At 68.2% G+C, this 3487-nt stretch carries 4 protein-coding genes; 1 reads left to right on the top strand and 3 read right to left on the bottom strand.

The features are described 5' to 3' along the window. Positions 1 to 72: 72 nt before the first annotated feature. Complete coding sequence (locus tag U9980_RS06865) at positions 73 to 759, bottom strand: ABC transporter permease (RefSeq protein WP_322767162.1); 687 nt, start codon at positions 757 to 759, stop codon at positions 73 to 75. Between the two features lie 133 nt (positions 760 to 892). Between U9980_RS06865 and U9980_RS06870 the strand changes: the two genes are divergently transcribed. After that, positions 893 to 2170 carry an ATP-binding cassette domain-containing protein gene (locus U9980_RS06870; RefSeq protein ID WP_322767163.1) on the top strand — a complete coding sequence of 426 codons (1278 nt, stop codon included), beginning with the start codon at positions 893 to 895 and terminating at the stop codon, positions 2168 to 2170. A gap of 64 nt (positions 2171 to 2234) precedes the next feature. Here the strand turns inward: U9980_RS06870 and purQ are convergent, their stop codons facing one another. Then, on the bottom strand, positions 2235 to 2954 hold the full coding sequence (gene purQ, locus U9980_RS06875; RefSeq protein WP_322748922.1) for a phosphoribosylformylglycinamidine synthase subunit PurQ: 720 nt from the start codon (positions 2952 to 2954) through the stop codon (positions 2235 to 2237). Positions 2955 to 3007: 53 nt separating this feature from the next. After that, positions 3008 to 3487: ATP-binding protein (locus tag U9980_RS06880; protein WP_322767164.1), on the bottom strand; the 480-nt coding region annotated here is incomplete at its 5' end.

The raw sequence follows: 3487 nt of genomic DNA on the forward strand, positions 1-3487 counted from the left end.
GGAGTACCCGCTGGCGGCCGGCCGCACGCGTTTGACGAGCGTTCGTTCACACTCGACTATGCGTCCCGCTGATCACCAGCGGGGATGCAGGCGGCTGGGCCCGCAGCCAGCGGGCGTCACCAGCCGGCCGAGGCAGAGCAGCAGGCCCTGGACGATCAGGGCCAGCGCCACGACCAGGACCGTGCCGCCAACGGCCTGCGCATCGTCGTGGTGGGCCAGACCGTCCAGCACGAGTCGGCCAAGCCCGCCGCCGCCGACGAGGGCGGCGACCGTGGCGGTGGCGATGACCCGGGCCGCCGCCGTCCGCAGGCCTACCAGCAGCAGTGGTGCGGCCAGCGGTAGCTCCACCTGCCGCACCACCTGACCAGCGGACATGCCCATCCCGACCGCGGCCTGGGTCACCGCCCTGTCAACATCGCGCACACCGATGTAGGCAGTGGACAGCAGCGGTGGTACCGCGATGAGGGTCAGCGCGACCGTGGCCGCGGTGTTGCCGAAGCCAAGCGGCCCGACGGCCAACAGCACGAGCACGGCGAATGCCGGCACCGCCCGTTCAACCGCGGAGCCGCCGACAGCGAGTATGCGGCCTCGCCCGACGTGCCCGAGCCACACCCCGATCGGTAGCGCGAGGGCGCACGCAATCCCCACGGACGCGGCAGTCACCGTCAGGTGTTCGATGAGGCGCCGGGTGACGCCGTTGTCGCCGTTCCAGTTGGCGCTGTCGCCAAGCCACGAGGCGGTCTGCGAGATTGTGCTCACACGGCGACGTTACCGGGATAAGTCGATACTGACCGGATAATCCGATAGAAAAGCTATGAAACACAAACGACGGCGCTGTGGGTTCCACGGTCGGAATGATCGCAATCGGTGCGGGAGGGGTTGGTCGGAGTCGATGGCGACTGAGCCGATGATTTCGCTTCGAGGCGTCCAGAAGCGTCACCTGGACGGGACGGTCGCTGTTACGAATCTCGATCTCGACGTGGCCGAGGGTGATTTCATCTGCCTGCTCGGGCCGTCCGGGTGCGGCAAGACCACAATCATTAATCTCATCAACAGGATGATCGAGCCGACGTCCGGCCAGATCCTCGTGGCCGGCGAGGATGTTGCCCGCGTGGATCCGGTCACGCTGCGCCGGCGCATCGGTCATGTCGCCGCGAGCGTCGGCCTGTTCCCGCACCTGACCGTCCGGGCAAATGTCGAAACGGTTCCCAGACTGCTGCGCTGGGCGCGGCCGCGGGTTCACGACCGCGGGCAGGAGCTGCTCGAACTGCTTGGGCTTGATCCAGCGGTCGTCGGCGACCGTTACCCGCATGAACTTTCCGCCGAGCAACGGCAACGGGCCGGTATTGCCCGCGCACTCGCCGCCGACCCGCTGGTACTGCTGATGGACGAGCCGTGCTCGGGCTTGGACCCGATGGCGTGTGAACGGCTGCGTACCGATCTCGTTCTGCTGCACCGGGATATCGGCAAGACGATCATCTTCGTCACGCCCGACCTGGACGAGGCCGTGCACCTCGCGGACCGGATCGCGGTGTTCCGCCCCGGCGGTCTACTTGAGCAGTACGCCGCTGCCACCCGCGTCCTGGGAGCGCCGGCCACGCCGTTCGTCGCGGATCTCACCGGCTTCGACCGGTCGCTGCGTCGGCTCGCGGTCACCCCGCTGGGGGTGGCCGACACCGAACACCCACCGGTGGTGCGGATGGATACGTCGGCGGCCGAGACACTGCAGGCGATCGCCCGGCACGTGCCGGGCGGCTCCGGTGGGTCCGGTGGGTCCGGTGGGTCCGGTGGGTCCGGTGGGTCCGGTGGGTCCGGTGGGTCCGGCGAGGGTAGCCGGGTGCGGGTCAGCACGGACGGCGCCGGCTGGGCGGTCGTCGTCGACCCGGCGTCCGGGGAGGTGCGCGGGTGGGTCGAGGCCGGGGAGCTGGCCGGGCATGGTCCGGTCGCGAGCGCGGCAGCGCTGCGTCCGCTCGCCGGTTGGGTGGAGCTGGGCGCCTCTCTGAAGGACGCGTTCGCCGTGCTCCTGGGCGACGCCGCCGCCCGCATCGCCGTCTACGACCGGGACGACTACGTCGGCGTACTCACGCCCGCGTCCCTGCACGCGGCCCTGCGCCGCTCCGTCGAGGCCGATATAGCCGATATAGCCGATGTGGACGGACTGGCCGTTTGAGGGCCTCCGGGTGCGCGCGAAAGGCATGATCGCGCACCCTTCGGCCGGTCGCGCCGGGAGTCGATCAGACGGCGAGAACGCCGGATGTCACCGACCGGAACATGGCCAGGCCGTCCGATCCCGGGCCGGTCAGCGGCTCGACGGCGTGCTCGGGATGTGGCATCAACCCGACAACCGTGCGTCCGGCATTGCAGACGCCGGCTATGTCGGCGACCGATCCGTTCGGGTTCCCGCCGAGATAGCGGGCAACCACCAGGTCGTCATGTTCGAGTTGGGCCAGTGTCGCCGGATTCACCACATAGCGGCCTTCGCCATGTTTCACGGGAATAACAACCTCCGCGCCGGCCGTGTACTCCGAGGTCCACGCGGTCGAGGCGTTTTCCACCCGCAGCCGCTGGTCCCGGCAGACGAAATGAAGGCCGACGTTACGGGTGAGTGCCCCGGGCAGCAGTCCGGCCTCACACAGCACCTGAAATCCGTTGCAGATCCCGAGGACGGGCAACCCGTCACGGGCCGCGTCCACGACCGCGCCGACCATGGGGGAGAAACGGGCTATCGCCCCGGCGCGCAGATAATCGCCGTAGGAGAACCCGCCGGGCAGCACCACCGCGTCCACCCCGGCCAGCTCGGTGTCACCGTGCCAGAGCGCAACGGCCTCGCCGCCGCCGAGACCGACCGCGCGAGCGGCGTCCCTGTCATCCAGCGAGCCGGGAAATGTCACCACGCCGATCCGGCGTGCTACCGATGACGCCCCGCCGACTGTTTCGTGCTGGCCACCGCTCATGTGGTCAGCCTACCGGCGATCAAGCGGCGGCCACGCGATCAGGACCCGGCCGGTCAGGACCCGCAGTGAGCCGGGGCGCGTTCGAGCCGGATGGCGGGTGCGCTTTCATCCCACTGCAGCAGTTTTTCCAGATGAACCCGGATGCCGGGACGCGGCCCGTCCACAATATCGAACTGGACGCTGTCCATGAGCTCGTGCATGACATAGATACCACGGCCGTCTTCGCAGATCGTGTCATCGGCGGATGCCTCGAGAATCATGGCGTCAATCTGGAAGACGTCGAAGCCACCTCCGTTGTCCAGCACCTCGATGGCGGCCACCTGGTTGTCGACGTTGACCGAGACCTCGTACCAGTCATACGCCTGGGCGTGCTTCAGCACGTTGGCACATGCCTCGGTAAGCGCGAGTTCCACGTCGTCGACGCACTCCTGATGCGCGCCGAGAACCTTCAGTGACTGCGTGCACATCCGGCGGACAATAGGAATGGAGATCTCGTCCCGGGGAAGCGACAGCGAAAATCTGATCTCCATGTC

The sequence above is a fragment of the Protofrankia sp. Cr1 genome, assembly GCF_963555865.1.
Taxonomy (GTDB): domain Bacteria; phylum Actinomycetota; class Actinomycetes; order Frankiales; family Frankiaceae; genus Protofrankia.

Coding starts and splice junctions, on each gene's coding strand:
- U9980_RS06870 (WP_322767163.1), top strand. CDS start 893: ATGGCGACTGAGCCGATGATTTCGCTTCGAGGCGTCCAGAAGCGTCAC.
- purQ (WP_322748922.1), bottom strand. CDS start 2,954: ATGAGCGGTGGCCAGCACGAAACAGTCGGCGGGGCGTCATCGGTAGCA.